We start from the raw sequence: 2908 nt of genomic DNA, 5'->3' as shown, positions 1-2908 counted from the left end.
CGCGGACTGCGCGCCTCCGGTGAGGAAGATGACCGGCAGCACCGGGAGGATGCACGGCGAGATGCCGGTGATGAGACCCCCGAGCAGGCCGATGACGATGAGCTCCATGGGTCCCCGTTCCTGTCGGGGGTTCTTCGTGCCGGCGGATGGATCGGATTGTTTCCCATCCGATCGGGCGACCGCTCCGAAGAGGTGTCATGGCCGCAGTCCTGGCGGCTTCCAAAACCGGAGGACATCATGCTCAGCAGCAAGAAGAAGATCACCGCAGCTCTGACTCTCACGCTGGCGAGCGCGTTCGCGCTCTCGGCATGCTCGATGGGGAGCGACACGGCCACCGACGAGCCGACCGAAGAGGTCGTCGAAGAGGAGATGGTCGAGGAGACGATGGACCCCGGCGCCATGCTGGTCGGCGCCGGCTGCGAGGCCTACGCCGAGGAGGTCCCCGACGGGGCCGGCTCGATCCAGGGCATGTCGCAGGAGCCCGTCGCGATCGCGGCATCCAACAACCCGCTTCTGACGACCCTCACCGCGGCGGTCAGCGGCGAGCTCAACCCCGACGTCAACCTGGTCGAGACGCTCAACAATGGCGAGTACACCGTGTTCGCACCGGTGGACGAGGCCTTCGCGAAGCTCGATCCCGCGACGATCGAAACCCTCAAGACCGACAGCGACCTGCTCACGTCGATCCTGACGTACCACGTCGTCGAGGGTCAGGTCGACCCCGAGGACATCGCGGGAATGCACACCACCCTGCAGGGCGAAGACGTGGAGGTGACCGGCTCGGGCGACGAGTGGATGGTCAACGACGCGATGGTCATCTGCGGTGGCGTACAGACCGCCAATGCCACCGTCTACCTCATCGACACGGTCCTGATGCCTCCGGCACAGTGAGTCGAACGGGCCGCGGCGGGGAATCCGCGGTCCGTGGTAGGCGGTGAGGCCGCCGGCGCTGCGATGGCGCCGGCGGCCCTCTCACGTTTCGTGCGGTTCGTCAAGCTCTCACGGGACGAAGTTGCATTGGTTAGCGTCGTCAAAGATCGGAGCGCGGGCTGGGCCGCCGCCGATCGGCTGGAGGGCCATGATCGACGCGCGTGTCACCGAGATCGCCGTGGGCACGGTACTGGAGCGCCGGTACCAGCTGCGTGAGCTGATCGGCGCAGGGGGCGCCGGCAGGGTGTTCCGCGCCGACGACCTGCACCTGCAGCGTCCGATCGCCGTGAAGGTCATGCACCCTCACGCCGACGACCTCGCATCGGTGGATCGCGCGCGGGCCGAGATGCTGGTGCTCGCCTCTCTCAACCACCCCTGCCTCGTCACGCTCTTCGATGCCCGCATCAGTCACGCCGATGGCGACGTGAACTACCTGGTCATGGAGTACGTGCCCGGGCTCACGCTGAGCGAGCGCCTCAGACAGGGCGACATGGATGCCAGGGAGCTCGCGGGCATCGCGCTCGACATCGCCGAAGGGCTGCACGTCGCCCACACCTCGGGCATCGTGCACCGCGACATCAAGCCCTCGAACGTGCTGCTGTGGCGCTCTCCGCTCGCGAACGGACGCTGGCGCGCGAAGGTCGCCGACTTCGGCATCGCCTACCTGCAGAACACCACCCGCGCCACCGCCCCGGGGCTCGTGATCGGCACGGCCGCCTACCTCGCGCCGGAGCAGGCGCGCGGCGCGGCGGCGACCCCCGCCGCCGACATCTACGCCCTCGGCATCCTGCTCATCGAGGCCATCACCGGGCAGCGTCCGTTCGGCGATGCCTCGGGCATCGGAGCCATCACCGCGCGCCTCATCGACCCGCCCGCGATCCCCGCGTCGTTGCCGGCCCCGTGGCGCGAGCTGCTGCAGGCGATGACCGCGATGCGTCCCGAAGACCGCCCCAGCGCGCTCGAGGTGGCTGTCGCGGCCGCGCGGCTGACCGTGCCGGATGCCATCGCCTACGACACCGCGACGCCCGTGGCCCCGGTCGCTCACCCCGCCCCGATGACGCGGCGCTCGCGCGCGGCCGCAGCTGCAGCCGCAGCGACCGCTCCCCTGCAGATGCCTACCGTGTCTGCGCCCCGGTCGGCGTCGACGGCCGTGTCGGCCCGTAGCACTGACACGACGGTTCCTGAGGTTCCCGGGCTGACCTCGGTCGTTCGCCCCGCTCCCCGGTACCCGCGCCGCGTGTACGCCGCCGCCGCCACGGTCGGGGTGCTGGCGGTGCTGTCGGTGTCGGCGTTCTCCGCCGTGATCGGCGCGAGTATCTCTCAGGACCCCGCCCCGGTCGTGCAGGAGGAACCGGCGCCGGTGGAGCCGCCGGTGGTGTTGACCGAGCCCGAGGTGGTGCCCGAGGAGCCGGCGCCCGTCGCGCCGGTGGAGCCCGCGGCTCCGGCGGCTCCGGTGGAAGAGGCCCCGGCCGTCGTGGCCGAAGAGGTCGAGGCGCCCGCACCTCAGCCGATCGTGGTCACGCCCGTCGACGCCCCGGCGGACAAGCCCGGCCCCGGCAACGGCGGCGGCCCCGCCCACACCAACCCGAACAAGGGGCCGGGCAACGGACCCGGCGCCGACAACCCGAACCGCGGACCCGGCAACAACAACGGGAACGGGAACGGGAACCGCTGACGGCCTACTAGGCTGGAACACGAGGGCCTCTAGCTCAGTCGGTAGAGCATCGGACTTTTAATCCGCGGGTCGTGGGTTCGAGCCCCACGGGGCCCACTTCATTCGCAGGATCGCGCGATCTGACCTCGCCGGAGCGCAGGGCGTCTGCATCGGCGTGCACGGGTGTCTTGACAGGTCACTTCGATTTTGAAAGTGTCTGCCGCATGAGCCTCTTCATCACCTGCCCGGTCGAGAGCGTCCAGCGGTCGACCGACTTCTACACGGCACTCGGCTGGACGCTCAATGCGGACATGTCCGATCACA

2 protein-coding genes, 1 tRNA gene and 1 pseudogene are annotated in these 2908 nt (G+C 69.6%); all 4 read left to right on the top strand.

Annotated elements, in window-relative coordinates:
• Positions 1 to 237: 237 nt before the first annotated feature.
• Positions 238 to 891, top strand: coding sequence for a fasciclin domain-containing protein (locus tag NQ160_RS21820; RefSeq protein WP_257517148.1), 654 nt, complete (start codon positions 238 to 240; stop codon positions 889 to 891).
• Between the two features lie 187 nt (positions 892 to 1078).
• Positions 1079 to 2605: a serine/threonine-protein kinase gene (locus NQ160_RS21815; RefSeq protein WP_257517147.1), complete on the top strand. Its 1527-nt coding sequence runs from the start codon at positions 1079 to 1081 to the stop codon at positions 2603 to 2605.
• A 23-nt stretch (positions 2606 to 2628) separates the two neighbouring features.
• Positions 2629 to 2701: transfer RNA gene (locus NQ160_RS21810), tRNA-Lys, on the top strand.
• 107 nt (positions 2702 to 2808) lie between these two features.
• Positions 2809 to 2908 (top strand): annotated as a pseudogene (locus tag NQ160_RS25025) (VOC family protein); the annotation flags it as partial.

The organism is Microbacterium sp. zg.Y909 (assembly GCF_024626565.1).
Note: the sequence above shows the minus strand (reverse complement) of the source record. Positions and strands in the feature narration are given on the sequence as shown.

What these genes read in the sequence shown, in the direction of transcription:
- NQ160_RS21820 (WP_257517148.1), top strand. Translation starts at nt 238, where the DNA reads ATGCTCAGCAGCAAGAAGAAGATCACCGCAGCTCTGACTCTCACGCTG.
- NQ160_RS21815 (WP_257517147.1), top strand. Translation starts at nt 1,079, where the DNA reads ATGATCGACGCGCGTGTCACCGAGATCGCCGTGGGCACGGTACTGGAG.